The sequence below is a fragment of the Bacteroidales bacterium genome (assembly GCA_016707785.1).
Lineage (GTDB): Bacteria > Bacteroidota > Bacteroidia > Bacteroidales > UBA4417 > UBA4417.
The window spans coordinates 1-18746 of record JADJGZ010000059.1; the positions used below are offsets into that span (position 1 = coordinate 1).

Annotated in this window: 9 protein-coding genes; 1 reads left to right on the forward strand and 8 read right to left on the reverse strand. The window is 45.2% G+C overall.

Annotated features, from left to right (window positions below; genetic code table 11):
• Window positions 1-425 precede the first annotated feature (425 nt).
• Window positions 426-677 carry a hypothetical protein gene (locus IPH84_19740; protein MBK7175392.1) on the forward strand — a complete coding sequence of 84 codons (252 nt, stop codon included), beginning with the start codon at window positions 426-428 and terminating at the stop codon, window positions 675-677.
• A gap of 138 nt (window positions 678-815) precedes the next feature.
• On the opposite strand, the gene IPH84_19745 is transcribed toward IPH84_19740, so the two are convergent.
• From IPH84_19745 to IPH84_19780, 8 genes are all read right to left on the reverse strand, one after another.
• The gene (locus IPH84_19745; protein MBK7175393.1) at window positions 816-3035 is read right to left on the reverse strand and encodes a PKD domain-containing protein; all 2220 of its coding nucleotides are present in this window, start codon (window positions 3033-3035) and stop codon (window positions 816-818) included.
• Between the two features lie 263 nt (window positions 3036-3298).
• Window positions 3299-3499 carry a hypothetical protein gene (locus tag IPH84_19750; protein MBK7175394.1) on the reverse strand — a complete coding sequence of 67 codons (201 nt, stop codon included), beginning with the start codon at window positions 3497-3499 and terminating at the stop codon, window positions 3299-3301.
• Window positions 3500-3765: 266 nt separating this feature from the next.
• Window positions 3766-4899, reverse strand: coding sequence for a T9SS type A sorting domain-containing protein (locus IPH84_19755; GenBank protein MBK7175395.1), 1134 nt, complete (start codon window positions 4897-4899; stop codon window positions 3766-3768).
• 30 nt (window positions 4900-4929) lie between these two features.
• Entirely contained in the window at window positions 4930-6534 is a 1605-nt protein-coding gene (locus IPH84_19760) for a hypothetical protein (protein MBK7175396.1), read from the reverse strand.
• 17 nt (window positions 6535-6551) lie between these two features.
• Window positions 6552-6950 (reverse strand): hypothetical protein, encoded by a 399-nt coding sequence (locus tag IPH84_19765; GenBank protein MBK7175397.1) that lies wholly within the window; start codon window positions 6948-6950, stop codon window positions 6552-6554.
• Between the two features lie 357 nt (window positions 6951-7307).
• Window positions 7308-8834, reverse strand: a complete 1527-nt coding sequence (locus IPH84_19770; GenBank protein ID MBK7175398.1) for a PKD domain-containing protein — start codon at window positions 8832-8834, stop codon at window positions 7308-7310.
• A complete protein-coding gene (locus tag IPH84_19775) occupies window positions 8741-9259 on the reverse strand; it encodes a PKD domain-containing protein (GenBank protein MBK7175399.1) in 519 nt (172 codons plus the stop codon). The genes IPH84_19770 and IPH84_19775 overlap by 94 nt, the downstream gene beginning before the upstream one ends.
• A complete protein-coding gene (locus tag IPH84_19780) occupies window positions 9259-18501 on the reverse strand; it encodes a PKD domain-containing protein (protein ID MBK7175400.1) in 9243 nt (3080 codons plus the stop codon). The genes IPH84_19775 and IPH84_19780 overlap by 1 nt, the downstream gene beginning before the upstream one ends.
• Between the last annotated feature and the right edge of the window lie 245 nt (window positions 18502-18746).

Consider the following 18746-nt stretch of genomic DNA (forward strand, 5'->3'; position numbering starts at 1 on the left):
GAGTGTATTTGAAAGAAGAGTGGAATTCCTTACATTCCAAAGCAACATTCCATCGGTATAAAGCAGCAGAAACTACTCATTTTCATCTGAAATAGAGGTACATCCTTTACCAGAATTCAGGGTGATGGTAAATTCTGAATACTGGACCTGCGGTTAATGGAATCCCATTCTGATTTACCTGTAACCAGGTATCAGCCTCATGAGGGGATGAGGCCGAGTTTATAGGCATTCATTGATAGTTTGTGCCTGCATCTGAAACCAAACGAGGAAGACAAGAATGAGGGTGAACAGTAATCGGGGTAACTTAACATAGAATTGAAATCCTGGCCTATTTAACGTACTTTTTTAACTACAATTTATCAACCTGGCAGAATGGAAAAAAATCTTCTCCGCTCACTTTCAACAAATAAATTCCTGGCAGGGGAGTGGAGGAGGCTATCAAAGGCTCCATCCTTCAGTCTGTAAGCATCCATTATGTCGTGGAATACTTCTATTCCCCTGCATATCAACTATTTCCACCCGCAACTTTTACCTTTCACCGGCAACCTGCGGAATACAATCCACTTCCCGATTTGGATAACGAGTATTTCATTGGTAAACACTTTATCATTAAAGCCGTAGGTGCATTCACTATAGGTAAATATTATGGTGATACCAGCCTCATTTACACACAATGAAGAGGTATTTGTGACTTTCACTGTATAAGAAAGGATATCAAAGGCAATACCAGTAGTTGCTGATTGAATAATTGGTGTATTTTACCATTTGACCAGAGGTAGTTGCAATTCGGCAAACTGGCATCAAGGCTTAAAGTATCAAAAAACATGCCAGAATGGTGTCAACTCCAAAAACATGGGCCCCATCAGGTATAAGGTTGATTTGAGGCAGCTGGTCCACTCACCCCTAACCGAATCTTCGAATTGACTATATCCGTCATCTATTACAAGCAAATAGGTAGTTGTAGTTCCCGGAGAAACAATAGGTTCAGCCTGTTGAGATGCAAAACCACCCGGGCCGGACCATTGATAAGTGTAATTCCCTGAACCTCCTTCTGAAAAAGGTAGCAATTGAGTGGATTCACCCCTGCATATAGGTGAATGAACAGCATGCGGATCCACAAAGAGCGGACCACCTGAAATGGAAATCATCACTGATGATGAGGATGAACAACCATGTGAATCGGTGACAGTAAGGGTAAAATTTGTGGAGCTACTTAATAGTTGAGTACTGGTATTGTTTGAATAAGGAGATACCACCATTGTTGGAGGACTCCATTGATAGGAATAAGGTGGTGATCCTAACCCTGCAGATCCGGAAAGAGTGGTTGATGTTCCATTGGGGATGGTTTGTGGAGGTCCGGCATTGGCTACAGGATCTGTATAAACCGAAATGGTAATGGATTGGGTGAATGTACTGAATCCGTCAGAGACTACTATGGTATAAATCGTAGTCACTTCAGGTTGTACTGTAATGTCTTCGATAGAAGATGTAAAGCCCACAGGATCAGATGTCCAGGAATAGGTATACGTTCCTGATCCGCCCCCAGTCTGAGCGTTGATAGAGGATGTCCCGCCCCGGCACACTGCTAAGGTATTGGCAGATAACTGCACACCAAGCGGGCCTCCAAAAATGGTAACTGTAACCATATCTGAATGATGGCAACCCACAGATAAATCGGTCACTGTTAAAATGAAGTCTGTAGTTTCTGACAGATCTACTGTTACCGGTTCCAGTACATTGGGATCCAGGAGCAATGCAGCTGGTTCCCAGTGATAGGATAAGTTACCGCTACCACCGGTAGCATTGCCCTGCAGGGTAGTACTGGTACCAAATGGGATCGCTTTATCAATACCTGCATCAGCCAATGGAGCCAGATGGATAACGACAGGTTTTGTGTAATTACCTATACATCCATCATTAGAAATCACTTTGAGATGCACCTGGTAAGTTCCGCTATTAGTAAAAGAATAGGTTGGATTCTGAACATTGGAGGTATCGCCGAAAAGGCCGAAATCCCAATGCCATGAAACAGGATATCCACCCGGAACAAGGCTGAGGTCAACAAAATTGGTAGGCAATCCAGAACAATTGTTATCGAAAGAGAAGTCCACCTGAGGATTCCTTATTACAACCACAGTAATACTTGAAGAGCCTTCCGAAAGATACCACCAGGTATTGATCATATTTTCATTCTGGCTGGTCCAGGAATGACACCCATTAACAGTAACACTGGTGGGATAAATGCAACCATTCAGGCTATTCACAGTTCCACCCGGAAGTTTAGAATCATCCCAGAATATGGGCATCTTAGTACTAAAAAGGGGTGCAGGTCTGACAATATTAACAATCAACCCTGATGCATTATCTTCCACATCCCATAAAGGAAGATTGGTAAGTCCGTTCAGGTAGTCAATATCAATATTTATATTAGTGCCACTCTGAACAGGATTTCCATTGCCATCAAGGCCATTCCATGTGATTGTATCCCAAACATCACAGGCTACCGAACCAACAACAGGCCCGGTTAAAACTACGTCTTCCGGACCTGAGCCTGCAGGTGCTATATCAAGATTAAGGGTCAGAGAGCCCGGCTTATTTACTCTTGCAAGAATATCTATAGAGCCGTTACAATTGGAATGACTGCTCACCTCACAGATTTGGCCGAACTGCCCGGTAGGGAAAATATTTATATCAGGATTATTTAAGAATATCTTATACTGAGGCAGGTCACTTCCCGGCCAGGAATCAGAAGACATCCTGTCATTAGCCCAGTTTCCGGTATTTGAAACACCCCATTTATTGCAGTAGGTAGTATAAGTCCCACCATTCCATTCGTTGATATTCAATTGAGTAACTATTCCATCATCGGTATATACAAAAAGCTTAGCCGGATATGACTTCACTATATCACCACTGGCATCATCTGACAACTGCCAGGCTTTACTCCATAATCTTCCATTAACAACATTTGTCCCCTGAACTACACTGATATCGAAATAGAGCATATCCTGACCTGTAAAAGTGCCCCCCGTCATAGTCTTGGCGAACTCAAAGTAGTAATTGCCGACCTTGTTGGAGTTAAGATTTTAGGTTCATACCGTAGGATTGACTGTTCCAATTTAGGTCCTGCAAAAGCCTGGTCCCATGTAGTAACAAATCCTGACCGCTTGAAGGAACAGCAGCCATTGTGAAACCGGTTACAAGCGCTTCATCAGGATCTTTGATCTGGTAAAACAAGCATTTGTTCCATCATTAAATCCAAAAAGATTTGTTCTGTAGCGGATCGCTGATATAACATTCAACCGGTATTTTCAGCACAGTTAACGGTAGCAAAGGGAGTCCGGTGAGCAGACCCACCGGTCTGATCAAACATGATTCGTGTCCTTCTGTTCGGGGTTGTTGCCGGATTGGTTGGCTCCAACTGACGCGTACCCTCGCCGAAACCCAATAGTGGAAGGATAAGCAACAAAAGGCAAAAATATATCATCAGTCCTTTCATAAGAGCTATGCTTTCAGGTAATCACTTACTTTCTCTGTGAATATCTTGTATGGGTTTTAGAACTCATAAAATTATAAAATTCCTGCTTTGTTCACCTAAAATTAAAGCCCCCGGACAAGAGGGCTTGTGATGATACAATAATTTTTCAGAAGATTCTCAACAATGTAAAAAGCATTCTAACTGCCTGTCTTACTGATGCATTTAACTATTGTAGATTTTATCGTGTAAGATGAAACCTTCTTCACATCAGTCAATACTTTGTCAATCTAATATTTAATGAGCCTGATCCCTTTACTGCTTTGTCCATCAGTAAAACGCAGGATGTACACTCCGGAAGGCTTCTTACTCAGGTCTATGCTGACCCTTGCTGCATCCTTTTTACTTATTTTCTGTTTATGCAGTAAAACACCTTCCACATTAAATACTTCCAAAACAATATCCTTATTTAAATTTCCAATTTCACAATGGATGTATCCATTTCCCGGATTTGGAAACACCTTTACTGGTAATTGACTATCCTGCTCACTGGTGCCATATGTACACTCTGAATAAGTATATATTATGGTTATGTTGCCAGTATTGGTGCATCCTGTCAGAGTATTGAGAACATCCACCGAGTATGACAGCATATCAAATGCAATACCTGTGGTAGCTGATTGGATCTCAGGAGTATTTGCACCATTCGACCATAGGTAGGTTGCATTAGGGTTTACAGCGCTTATGGTCAAAGTATCAAAAATACAGGCCATGATTGTATCACCGTTCCAAATGTGCGCTCCCTGGGGAATAAGGTTCACTAAGGGTAAAGGATTCACAAAAACAGTAACAGAATCAAAATCCTGGGTAAAACCATCAGAAATTGTGAGTTTATAGGTTGTGGTTTGATTTGGTGTTACAGTTGGTTCACTCTGAGTAGAAGAATATCCTCCCGTTGCAGTCCATGTGTAGGAGTAGTTTCCTGATCCCCCTTCGGACAGAGGGAGTAATCGGGTTGATTCACCTAAACATAAAGGAGAATGAATGGCCTGCGGTTGAACGTTTAATGGTCCGCCTGCAATAGTAACCAGGACTTCACTTGAAGAGATGCAGCCATGGCCGTCAGTAACTGTAAGGGTAAAGTTTGTCGTATTACTCAGGATATCTGTGAGCGTCATGCTTTGTCCAGGGTTTACCAGGAGATCTGCAGGTTCCCAGGAGAATGAGTAGGGCGAAAAACCACCGGAAGCGATACCTGTAAGGGTAGTCGTTGTGCCGTTAGGGATCGTTTGCGGAGCTCCGGGATTAACTACAGGGTTAGGATAAACATTCACTGTAACAGTACGGGTAAGTGTGCTGAAGCCATCGCTGATGGTAAGGTAGTAAGTTGTCGTTACATCAGGCTGAACAGTAATATCCTCCAATGTTGAGCTAAATCCGGCAGGGTCAGAAGTCTAGCTGTAATTATAAATTCCGGATCCTCCACCTGTTTGAGTAGATATATTTGAGGTAGCACCCAGGCATAAGGCAACAGGGTCCGCCTGGACCTGGACACCCATAGGGCCACCTGTGATGGTAACCGTGACAATGTCGGTATTCACACAGTTATTACCAATATCAAGAACAGTTAACTGAAAATCAGTTGTTTGTGAGAGATTTACCGTAGTAGGGTTCTGAATATCAGGGTTGGAAAGTAGGTTAGCGGGCTCCCAATGGTAGGAATATGAACCACTTCCTGCTGAAGCAGCGCCCTGGAGTGTTGTATAAGTTCCATATGGAATAGATACATCAAGTCCGGCATGAGCAACCGGGCTGGGATTGATTTCTATCGATTTGATGGCCTGACCTACACATCCATTGTTTGAAGTTACGCGGAACAATACATCATAATTGCCTCCATTTGGATAAATATATGACGGGTTTTGAATATTAGAAGTATCAGACCCTACTCCAAAGTCCCAGTGCCAGGCCGCAGCTGATCCCCCTGGTATCAAACTCGCGTCGGAAAACAAGGTAGCAAGCCCTGAACAAGTATTACCATAGGTAAAATTGGCAAGGGGTTTAGGACTTACATTGACTACAGCACTGCCTGAAGCAATGCCATTGCATATCTCATTTGCTACCTGTGTGATGGTATAGGTGGTTGTGGACGTTGGATGAACATAAATCGATTTCGGTGAGGTTACTACCTGGATGTTCACAGGCGTTTGACCAAAAGCAGATAAGGTTACGACCCATGGTGGATGATTCTGGCAATTAATGATGAGTTCTGTAGAATCTCCCTGGCAAATATTAGCACCTCCGGTAAGTGTAGCGGTAGGTTTATTATAAACTCCAACAGTTGTGTAATTTGTATCGGCACTAGGCTGACCATTCACTGTAACCCAAAGTGAATAAACCCCTGCCATGCTGAGCTGAGCATTCATTCTTATTGGATTTTGGAGGGTGGATGTCCATCCATCCGGGCCTGTCCAATGATACACAGCATTATTCATATTTGCTGCTGCTAACTGCAGGTTTTCACCCACGCAAATGGGGCCATTATTCGCAGCAGCCGGGGGGAGAATTGTACAATCAGTAGCTCCGGCGCCACCTGTCTGAGAAAATACAATATTGCAGGCAGCATTTGAATAGTTGGTAATTATAATAATGTAATACTTACCATTTACTGCATTTGCGATATCGCATACTTCTGTTGCTGCAGTGGAATAACTACAATCCACAATCTTGTTGCTGGTTAGTTGTCCGCAAGCGTTCTGTGAGTCGAATGGGCCCCAGCAACAAAAATCAATATCATGAGCAGGCTCACTATGCATTGTAATCTGAATCATGCCAGGCATAGCTATTTTCATATAATACCAGGCCGGATTAGGTGTTGAACCCAGGCATCCATAAGCAGGCCCTGCTTGCCCGCTACCGGCATTTACACCGGCAGGAAAGCTATAAGATGTACCAGTACAAAATGGCAAGGCTCCTTCACAGACATTGTTATTATTCTGCGCGAGCAACAGGCTTGAAATGGAGAATAGTAATACAAAACCTAGTAATAATCTTTTCATAGTCGGGGAAGTCTTACTTATCTGAACTTATTGTATTTAGCGGATAAGCTATCTTTCTCTTCCATCGACAGCTTGCTTCCTTGCTCAATTGCCTTATTAATGTAATTCTCAAGGTTTTTGACCACCCCGTTAGAATCATATTCCAGGCTGGAATAAATATTTAGAAACGGTACTGAAATATCTGTCTTGTCGATCACAACTTTAGGATCAGCGAAGATAGACTCTACTACTAATGCCTTTTCATAAAACCCCGGAAGTTGAGCCAGGTCAAGAGAATAATGAACCCGGTTATCTTCAATTCCAATGATTTTTACTAATGGATTCTTTTCCGTTTCATGGTTGCCAGCACTTTGAGCCAATAGGTTCAGGGGAAGCAGCAATATGAATATATAAAGCCACTTGGAAGGATGATGCATTTTCATTAATTTCATGGTGTATTGTATAGTTATCACTACCCATTTGAATATTTATTTTTCTACCGGCTAACAAAAAAATGTTCTCCTGCCAGGCAGAAAAAAAATTAAAAGCACAAATGAATATTGAAGGGATGATATGATGTGAAATAACCGATTTACCATCTTATTGGTAAATATTTCATAGATCGAATCGAGTGATTGTAGTAAATGAGTAATGTTAGTATTGCAATATTAGTTAATTTTTTGATTTGCATCAGTATAGGCTAATATTTTTCTAACAATCAGGTAATAAACTAGGCTTTCAGAAATAGGAATCCTGAAAGGAATTTTGAACTCATAATTCAGTTAGCAGAGAAATTACCGTATCAGCACAATGGTCCCAAACACAGGTTCGGTCAGCTTGTCATGGTTCCCCACATCCTTATTATTCCAGATGGTTCCATCGCGGAAAATGGCCTGGATTTTCCAGACATATACATCCTGCTGAACGGGGTGTCCCTTATAGGTTCCATCCCAGTACTCCACAGGTGATCCTCTCTCATCCAGTTGTTTGGATTCCCAGATCATGGCTCCGTGTGAGTTATACACCTGGCAGTGGTAAGTGGCCAGGTTCTGTCCCACCGGTTTCCATATCCTTGTCTGCTGCAGCGTCCCTCCCGGGGCAAATGCATTGGGGACATACAAGCCTTTGAAGAGCAATGTGTATATCATGCTGGTAGTATCCGAACAGCCCTGCTCATTCAGGGTAACCAGGGTCACGGTATAAGTACCGTCTTCGGTGTAAGTGATCAGTGGGGAAGCAAGGGGTGATATCTCTCCATTACCAAAGTCCCAGTGGTATTCATCGGCTCCGATGGATCCGTCGTTGAACTGTACCTGTCCCTGCACCTGTTCTACATCTTCTGTATAGCTGAAAGCACTCAGTGGTGAGGGTTCCACATTCACCTCTGCCCTTAAGGTATCGGCACATTGGTTGGTATCGCTGGCGGTTAAAAGTACCCTATACCTTCCGATACTGTCGAACACGAACTGGGGGGTAGATCCCTGCATTGAGCCTAAAAACCTTCCCAGACTGTCACTCACCCTCCATCCCCATAGGTTCAGCGGGGCAAGGTAAGGATCTGAATGGTCGAAGAAGTAGGTCGGATGCCCAACACAGGCAATAGAGCTGTTGAAGGTAGCAGAAGGAAGGCCATGGATTATCAGGCTGGTGGTGGCGGTATCACGGCAGCCCGACTGGTTGGTGACAATCAGCCTGGGGTCGTAACTGCCCGGGGCAGGATAAACCCAGGAGGGGTTGCGGTTTACAGCGGTGTCATACACACTCTGAGGATCACCGAACTCCCAGCGGTAAGTGAGTAGTGTAGCTCCATTGGCTTTGGTGGTATCGGTGAACATCGACTCCTGCCTGTAACATACATCCTGTGTTGAAAATCCTGCCATCGGTGTGGCGATCACCGTGATCACCCTTTGTGTGGAGTCACTGATCACGCTGCCTCCCACGATCGTACTTACCCTGAGTTTTACAAGGAAAGTACCCGGCTGGGTGAAGGTATGAGTGGTGAGGGATTGATAGCTGTTATAAGTGGTCGGTTGTGCGGTATCTCCCCAGGTCCATACCCACTGACTGATCTGGGCATCGCAGGTAGAAAAGTCCGCAAACTCAAGGGCATAGTTCTGGCATAGCAAGGTGTCTGATGGCGTATAGGCTGCCACAATACAGGGGGAACGCTGAATGCTGTCTGTGACTGTTGAAGTACAACCATTTCCATCCACCACGGTCAATGTGGTTACATAGGTTCCGGCTGTGGTGTATTTATGCGTGGTACTTGTTGTGGGAGCATTGATGGTATCCAGTGTCCCGTCCCCAAAGTTCCAGTACATGGTAGTAATAGCACTTGCGGTATCGATGCTTTGGCTGGTAAAGGTGATGGTTGAGTCGCAGCTGCCCGGGTATAATCGAACAATGCTACAGGCAAAGCATGCACCTGCACACTCTGGTAATCATCCGCCTGGCATCCGAACTGGTCTGTGGTGGAGAAGTTAATGGTATAGAAGCCCGGGGCGGTGAAAGTATGTCCCGGGGTTTTGAGGGTACTCAGGTTCTGTGCTCCCGACTGAGGGTCTCCAAAGTTCCACTGGAAACTGATCAGGGAATCGGCAGGAGCAGCAGGGTTAGCAACTGCGGGGGTGAACTGCATAGGCTCACCGAAGCAGGACTGTGTATAACTAAAGGTAGCAGTGAGCTCTGAGGGGACACATACCTGCTGGAAGGCTGTATCCACACATCCGCGGATATCGGTGATCATCAGCTTGACATCATAGCAGGAGTCAATGGCATAATACACATGGTTGGGATTCTGTCCATTGCCATACTGGTAAGCTCAAACTCCCAGTTCCATCCTGTGACCAGTGCCTGGTAACTCCATGAAGAGTCCTGGAACTGTACCGCTCCATTGGCACAGGGACTGGCTGAGTATTTAAAGTAGGCCGTAGGCTTGTTCCATACCTGCAGCGGCATGGTCTTCACATGGGTGCAGCCATGCTCGGTAGTGGTGGTAAGGGTGATGGTATAAGTGCCTGCGGTAGTGAAGGTGTATTGCGGGTTCTGCATCGTGCTGGTATCAGCGGAGCCTGAGAGTCCAAAGTCCCAGTTCCATGCAACCAATGTATCTCCAAGCGGGGCAGAGCTCAGATCGGTGAACTGTGTGGGAGACTCGGCACAGGCCTGCTGGGCCATAAAGTACGATTGCGGGGCACTGTGGATGGTCACAGGATGGCTGATGGCATTCTGGCAACCCGAGGTATCACTGATCGTGAGCACCACGGTAAAGGTACCTGCCACTCCATAGCTATGCTGCGGGTTTTGTGTGTTTGCAGTGGGACTGCCATCACCAAAGTTCCAGTTGTAAGTCTGTATCGCTCCTACCTGTGTGGCGGTGGTATCGGTAAAGAAGGTGGTGGCGGATCCAAGACATAAAAGGCTGTCATTGTAAAAATCTACTCCAGGTTTTGGAACAATGGATACATTCTGTTCCAGTGTATCCTGGCAGCCTGAAGCATTGGCAGTGATTAGTCGTACCAAATAAGTTCCCGGGTTGGCATAGTTATGCACCGGGTTGGTTTGGGTGCTTGAGTTATTGCTTCCCGATGGCGGATCGCCAAAGTTCCAGCTATGGGATACCAGCGTGGGACCGCCATTCAGACTGGTCTGGTCGGTAAATTGGGTGGCTTGTCCCTGGCAGGTGTTCTGGTAAGAGAAAGCCGTAAGTGGCGAGGCAGAGATGGTCACAGGGATAACACGTGTATGGCTGCAGCCCTGCTGGGTGCCCAGGGTCAGGCTTACAAGGAAAGTGCCCGGCTGGCTGTAGGTATGTGTCACCGTGGGGTGGTAAGTGGTAAAGGTAGTATCTGTATCATCCCCGAACTGCCAGTACCAGTTGTTGATTATTCCTCCATTGCCATTGCCCAAATCGGTGAAGGTGATCTCAGTGCCGGAGCAGGCAGGGGTGTTAAAGGCGAAGTTGGATAGCGGCCCGGGGGTCACTACTATGCTATTGGTCTTGGTATTTATGCAGCCTGCTGTATCGGGGATGGTAAGTGTGACATTGAAAGTTCCGGACTGGGCATAGATATGCATCGGATCCACCAGGGTGGAACTCAGCCCATCCCCGAACTGCCAGTACCAGCTCTGGGTGGCATTTACATTCACAGTGGTGCTGGAAGTGAACTGGGTGGTATCACCGCTGCATCCTGCCACGGAACTAAAATCTACTGCAGGAGGCGGTGTTACATTCACTGATGAGGTAACTGTATCGCTGCATCCGCCTGAGATGGTGGCTATCAGCCTGACTGTATAAGTCCCTGCGGTATTGTAGTGATGAACAGGGTTCTGCTGGCTGCTCTGGTTGGAAGAGCCTGAGCCCGGATCCCCAAAGTCCCATTGCCAGCTGGAGATCCCCGAGGTGGTATTGCTTAGTGAAAGATCCGTGAACGATACCGCTGCTCCCTGGCAGGCGGCGCCATGACTGAACAGTGCCGTAGGTTTGGGAAGGATGGTAAGGGTTTTAGTCTGCAGGTTGGTGCAGGAATCGGAGCTTTTTACTGTCAGGGTTACATTGAAAGTCCCGGCCTGGGCATAGGTATGTGATACAGAGGCGGTAGCAGGGAAGTTGATTACCTGTGTGGTGCCATCACCAAAGTCCCAGAACCATCGCGTAACATATCCCGCAGCAGAAGTAGTAAGATCAGTAAACTGTACCAGCTGATCATCACAGGCAGGAGAAGAGAAGTCGAAGTTCACAAGGGGCAGCGGAACGATGATGATCGGGTGGCTGCGCTGGTTCTCACATCCTGCCGTATCGGTAACGGTGAGGGTAACGGTATAGGTCCCGGCAAAGGTATACACATGGCTGGGAGACTGCAAAGTACTGCTGCCTCCATCCCCAAAGCTCCAGTACCAGCTGGCAATGGTGGGGACAGCCATCCCTGCAGGACTGAACTGTGCAGGATTATCCTGGCAGGCAGACTCGAAGCTGAAGTCGGTTACAGGCAAAGGCTTGATGGTTACAGGGTAGCTGATCGTATCGGAGCAGCCATTTAAGGTGAGGGTGATCAGGGTCACGGTATAGTTGCCCGTTGCAGCATAGCTGTGGGTGGGGTTTTGATCAGTACTGGTATTGAATACTCCTGAACCGGGGTCACCAAAGTTCCATTGCCAGGAGGTCAGGCTTTGGCTTCCGGAAGTGGTGGTAAGATCTGTAAAATGAACAGGGCTGTCCTTGCATTGGCCCGAGCTCATAAAGTCGGCCGTAGGGGAACCAAACACATTCACCAACCGGGAGAAGCTATGGGTACAGCCCTCGGAGTTGGTAACGGTAAGGCTTACATTGAAAGTACCTGTTACGGCATAGATATGGCTTACATCGGGGATCGAAGGGAAAAGGATGGTCTGAACAGGGCTCCCATCGCCAAAGTCCCAGCTCCAGCTGGTCAGGTAGCCCGATTCTGTGGTACTCTGGTTATTGAAGCTGATGGTTTGTCCCTGGCAGTTATCGGTGGCAGAGCTGAACAAGGCCGTGGGTGGTGGGGTTACTGTCAAAGTATGGGAACGGGATCCTTCGCAGCCTGCCGTATCGGTGATGGTAAGGATTACCGTATAGGTGCCTGCTGCAATATAGGTGTATTGTGTGTTGCGGGTATTGCTCGTGGAGCCATCGCCAAAATCCCAGTGATAGGTAGCCGTAGCATTCAGGTTGATCAATGTACTGTCGGCCCAGAACAAGGTGGGAGTGCCAAGGCAGCCGGTGGTACTAGTAAAATCAGCCAGGGGAGCGCCTTTTACATTCACCTGTCGAACGATAGTGTCGCTGCAGCCATTGAAGTTTTGAACGATCAGGGTTACATTATAAAGTCCTGCCGTAGTATATAAATGAGTCGGGTCTTCAAGGGTGCTGGTATTGAGCGATCCAGAGGTGGGGTCTCCGAAATCCCAGCTCCAGCTGGTAACGGCTCCGCCTCCATTGGCATTGCTCGCATCATTGAAAATAGCCAGTTCATCCTGGCAGCTATTCCAGTAATTAAAGCCTGCATCCGGTGGACGGGAAACAATAACCAGCGAGGTAAATATATCCCGGCAACCAAAGTTGGTTTCTATACTCAGGCTAACAGAATAAGTTCCGGGGCCTGCATAATTATGTTCAGTACTCGCTGCTGATGGGAAGTAGATAGTATCGGCAGGGCTTCCATCTCCAAAATCCCATATCCATCGGTTGACAAACCCCTGCCCTATTCCTGGGGCAATTGTGCTAAGATCTGTAAACCAGGTTTTTCCTCCTTCACAATTTGGGGTCAGGTAGCTGAAAAATGCATTGGGTCCGGGCCTCACTTCTACCGGGTGGGTGATGGAATAGCTACATCCGTTTGTATCGACAACACTTAAAGTGACCTGGTAGATGCCATGACTGGGATAAACATGGGAGGGTTCATTCGGAGTATTGAAACTGGCATAGGTGCCATCTCCAAAATCCCATAACCAATGACTTATCTTATTGATATAGTTCCCACTTACACTAAAAAAGGTCGTATCTCCAAAACAAGGCAGGTTAGCTGTGAAATCAGTTACCGGCGTTGGGCTCATGATAACAATCACTGTATCTGACATCGATCGGCTGCAATTGCCCGACGGATTAGTTCCCATCACCGAATACTGCCCGGGAGTATTAAACAATCCAAATATCAATGGATGGCCGCTCCCGGAAAAGGGTAAGCTTACTGCGGAACCATTGTAGTTCAGCTGATATACCATACCAACCTGTGACCCACTCAAACCAATCACTACTCCTGAATCCGATTCACAGAATACCCCATCATGGGTTACACTCATATGAAATGGGGATGGAAGTGGATTTACAGTTATGGAAGCCAGGCCAGAAATTGAGTCCGAGGGAACAGTACAATTGGCATCATTGGCAGCACTGATCCAGTAACTGCTGGTGATATTCGGACTCACATTCACTACATAAGGAGAAGTACTTATTCCGCCCACTGTAACTGTCTGAATGCCATTTGTATAAGTCAAGTCCCAGGGAGGTGTCCCGGTAAATGTAAACGTTATAGGAGTACTGGTTTGTTCGCAGATTGTTGAATTGCCAGTGATGTGAGCTGTCGGATCCGGGTGAACAGTAAGAAACATAAAATCATTGCCAGTAAGATTATTACAACCTGAAAGGTTTAATGAAAGCATAATTGTATTACCAACATCATTCGGACCGGGTGTATATTGTGTATTAAGAATATGGCTATTATTGAAAGAACCATCACCATTGGTGACCCAATTGATGACGGATTGGTATTGGGCTGTGGCTGTAAGTTGATAGGGCCGGCTGTCACATATTTCACCATCAGGCCCGGCATCACTTAAAGGAGTAGGGTTAATCCTTAGAATCACATCATCCGTAACCAAGGTTCCAAGGCAATTTCCAACACCTTCTAAAGTAAGGGTGAAATTTACGATTCTATCAACTGTACTCAAATCAACAGGACCGGGAAAATATGTTGGATTCAGGATATTATTAGCATTCAAAATTCCATCTCCCCCTGAAAAAGTCCATACTATATTTGATGAATTAAAATGACTTCCCTGTCCATTAAACTGGTATTGGGTCTGGGAACTGCATATATAATCATCATCTCCTGCATTTACGACCGGATGCCGCGTAATTGATAGGTCCCTGGAATCAGTCACGATCATTGACGAACAGGCTAACCGTCCTTGAGCCGACAATGTCAGGGTTACCACACCAGCCAGGAAATCAGGATTTCCCGGGATGTAAGTAGGAGATAGTATTGATGTGGAACTATAAATTCCGGATCCCCCACTCCATGTGATTGTTGAATAGTTAGTGGCATTAGCCCCGAGAAGTGGAATAGGTGCATTTACACAAAACGCCTCATCTAGGCCTGCATAAACAGTTGGCATCGGATCAATACTTAAAACCATCTGATCTGTGACCACTTCTGCAGAACAAGCGCCTGATCCGGTGCCTGTCAGTGTCAGGGTTACAATTCCAAGGATGATATCATTTGGCCCAGGTGAGTACACAGCATTTAACTGGTTCAAATTACTGAAAGTCCCGTCCCCGCTGCTACTCCATTCATTAACAGAACAATTCTGTGAACTTCCAGATAATGTGTAAGTATTTGCTGAGCAGATAGTTGCATTGCTACCTGCACCAACATGAGGAAACGGTGATATACTCAGAATCATCCCATCCAAATCTGTTTGTCCTGCACAACTCAGGGCTCCATGAACTTCCAATGTCAGGTATACATCACCAGTCTCATCGAGCGCAGGAATATAGGTCGGGCTGACAGTAGTCCCACCGCTCAGATTACCTGTGCCGGTTTCTGTCCAGCTGATCCCTCCTGTTATTGCATTCTGAGCTGAGGCCCCGGTAACATTGAATACTGTGCCCTGGCATATTGCAGCATCAGGACCGGCATTGGCTTCAGGCATAGGATCGATGGTCAGTTGCATATAATCTGACACATCAGTACATGGTGAAGCGGCAATTCCATTCAGTGTCAGGGTAATGACTCCACTCTCACCCGGTCCGGGAGTATATACAGGATGAAGGAAACTGGAATTATTGAAACTACCGGTTCCTGTATGGGTCCATAATAAGGAAACATAGTTTTGAGCCGTAGAACCGGAAACAGTAAAATTATTATTCTGACAAATAGATGCATCCGAACCAGCATTCGCATTAGGCTGGCGGGTTATACTCAGTATCATTGAGGAAGTCTGGATCGGGCAGGGTGAAACAGCGGATGCTGCAAGAGTTAGGGTTACTGATCCTGATATAATATCTGCCGGACTGGGAGTATAAACCGGGTGTAATGTCCCGGTATTATTGAAACTACCACTACCACTGGTATTCCATTGTAAGGCTGTATAATTGCCTGCAGTTGAATTCACCAATGTATAACTGCTCCCTTCGCATATAGTTGCATTATCACCTGCAAATGCATTTGCTGCAGGTTGGATGGTAAGCTGCATCTGATCCACGACAGGTGTGCAGGGTGTAAGAGAGTTTGCTGTAAGAGTTAAGGTGATTGTACCCGTTTCATTCAACCCCGGAACATAAGTAGGATGCAACTGGCTAGAATTGTTCAATGTCCCTGTGCCTGTATGGATCCAACTTAAAGTGGAATAAAATAAGGCACTGGATCCTGATACCACATAACTCCCGGATTGGCACATACTGGCAGCCGGACCTGCATCTGCCACTACCTGGCGTGTTATTTGCAAGGTCATTGCAGATACAGCACTCTGACATGCTGCCAGGGAATTTGCCGTCAGGGTAAGGTTCACATTCCCTGATTGAATATCTGCTATACTTGGGGTATATACAGGATGTAAGACACTAACATTATTAAATGTTCCTGTTCCTGAACTGGTCCATGTGAGAGAGGTATAATTCGCTGCATTGGAAGTTGAAAGTGTGTATGTACTCCCTTCACAAATAGAGGCATTACTGCCGGCAAATGAGGTTGCTGATGGATTGATCGTCAGGTTCATCGCATTCGTGACCTGGCCGCAAGGTGGATTGCCATTGGCTGTCAACGTTATAACAACTACTCCGTTTTCGGTCACACCCGGAGTATAGGTTGGAGTTAAGGTACTGGCATTACTCAAACTTCCCTGACCATTGTGACTCCATAAAACAGAGGTATAACCGCTGGCTGTGGCCGTGGTAATGGTAAACGGTGAATTCTGGCATGTAGTGGCATCAAAACCTGCATTGGCGACAGGCCCGGAAGTAATACTAACGGAACGTGAAAAAGTTTTCACACAGCCAAAAGCAGATGTTGTTGTGAGTGAAACATTATATACTCCACCAGTTGCATAGGTATGGGTAGGATTTTGCAGCGAACTGGGAGCACTCGCATCTCCAAATGTCCAGTTCCAGGAAGTAATCGAACCTGACGGAATAGTTGATGTATCAAAAAAATGGACCAACGCGCCTGTACACGTATCTGAACAACTGAAAGAAGTTACTGGAAGAGGGTTTACGGTTATGATCTTTTTTGTGAGAACAGAAGGACAGGCAATTGAAGTTGTAAGTACCTGCACTGTATCATTGCCAGCCACATTCCAGAGAATATTTACAGAAGTCCCGGTATTACTGCCTTGAATATTTCCGCCATATACTGACCAGTTATAACTATTTAAACCGGAAGTGATTGTAAAAGTGGATGTGGTTCCGATACAGGCAGAAGTTGGGCCTGTTATCTGAGGGTTGCCATTGGTATTAACAGTTATGAACAAGGATGGTGAATTAAGACCATATCCGCAATCTGTATTCCAGCCTTTGACAAATAAAGTTCCACTCACTGCTGTTGATGAAAAATTTATAGTTATGCTGTTGGTTGTTGTAGTTTGGGTAGTGCCATCCGGAAGTGTCCAGATATAGTTCACCGTTGAATTCTGGGCAGGTACGGTATAAGTAACACTGGTCTGCCCCTGGCACACCGGTGTGGGACCTGAGGGCATTGCAGGTGTGGGTGGAGTTCTGATTAAAACCAGGTCCTGACTTATGGTAGCCTGTGTAAGATAGTACCACCAACTATTAACCATCTGATCATGCTGAGGGGGATTGGGAGGAAAATTGTGACAACCAGTAACTGTTGCACTGGTAGGATAAATACATCCTGAAACAGTATTACTCCCCCCTCCGAGATAGGAGTCATCCCAGTAAATGGGTAAAATAGTACTTCCTGAGGGCACAGGTCTGACAATATCCACCTTGATTCCTTTACTGGCATTTTCGATATCCCATAGTGGAAGATTGGTGAGACCATTGAGGTAATCAATATCCATGTTTACCGAGGCTCCATTCTGGACGGTAATTCCTAAACCATTAACACCATTCCAATGTATTGTATCCCAGGTCGCACAATTGGTGGAACCTGTCACACTTTTACTCAGGGTAACATCTTCCGGGCCTGATCCAGTCGGTTCACAGTCGATAGTAATAGTCACAGATCCGGGTTTGTTGACCTTTACCAGGATATCAATGGTCCCATTACAATATGAGGTATTACTAACTTCACAGATTTGACCTAATGTTCCTGTAGGATAGACGTTGGAATCCGGATCGTTGAGGAAGATTTTATATTGTGGTAAATCACCGGAAGAGGGCCAGTTATCAAGAGATTTACGATCAATAGCCCAGTTTCCGCTATTTGTAACACCCCATTGATTACAATACACTACATAAGTTCCGCCATTCCATTCATTGATATTCAATTTATCAACTATCTGATCATCAGTATAAATAAACAAATTGGCCGGATAAGACAGGATATTATCGGATCCGGTACCATCAGTGAATTGCCAGGCTTTGCTCCAAAGTCGTCCATTCTTTACCGTAGTCCCATCAACAACGCTGATATCGAAAAACCGCATATCTTTACTATTATAGAAATGTCCTCCAGTAGAATTGGAAGCAAATTCGAAATAATAATTCCCGGTCTTTGTTGGAGTAAGAATCAAAGGATCATATCCTGATGGATTGACGGTTCCAATCTTTGGTCCATTATAAGCCTCTGTCCAGTTGCTGATATAACCATTACCTGTTGTTGGAATAGCTGCAAGTGAATATCCGGCAACAACAATTCCATCAGGATCCTTGATCTGGTAGTATATATTCTGAGCATCATCATTAAATCCAAAATAGATCTTTTCTGTTGTTGGATTGCTAATATATACATTCAACCGGTATTTCTCCGGACAGCCAACATAAGCAAACTGGATTCTATGTGAAGCCAAATCTTCTTCAAACACAACCCTTAAGCGACGATTGGGTGTAGATGAAGGATTTGTAGGTTCAAGTTGCCTGGTGCCTTCGGCAATAACTGATGAAGAAATAAATATCAGAAGAAAAAAAATACTAATGAACCCTAACCAGGAAAGGGGAGCAGCAGAACCAACAGAGTGTATTTTGAGTTTTGTAAAAGTCATAAGCAAATTGAGTTCATAGGTCACCTTCCTGATAAAAGACAATTTATTACCTATGTTACAAAGATAATATAATGCAGTCAATAAAAATATCAGAGCGAAAAATCTGGCATTCTTGCATTTAGCTAAGAAAACCAACAAACTTAATGAAGGAATTTTCTGATGAAAAATATTATCTATAGATTTGATACTTGTCCCGTCAGAAAAGCATTTTTCATAGATAATTCTATTAGATAGATTTTTTAGAAATAAACAGATATTTAAATAAACAG